Consider the following 227-nt stretch of genomic DNA (forward strand, 5'->3'; position numbering starts at 1 on the left):
CGTGTGGAGCTGAATGATACTAATCGGTCGAGGCTTTGATCTAGTCTAACGGTTTGAGTGAATTGATGAGTCTTCAGTTTTGAGAGAACAATCTCTTAAAAATTATTGACGTTATGACTAAATAATGTTAATATAATACTTGTCTGGTGGCGATAGCGAAGCGGCCACACCCGTTCCCATGCCGAACACGGAAGTTAAGCGCTTCAGCGCCGAAAGTAGTTGGGGGT

1 rRNA gene is annotated in these 227 nt (G+C 43.6%); it reads left to right on the top strand.

Annotation, left to right across the window (positions count from 1 at the left end):
- Window positions 1–142: 142 nt before the first annotated feature.
- Window positions 143–227 (top strand): 5S ribosomal RNA (gene rrf, locus KNP74_RS14880); the annotation flags it as partial.

The organism is Exiguobacterium sp. s141 (assembly GCF_018618085.1).
Classification (GTDB): Bacteria; Bacillota; Bacilli; order Exiguobacteriales; family Exiguobacteriaceae; genus Exiguobacterium; species Exiguobacterium mexicanum_A.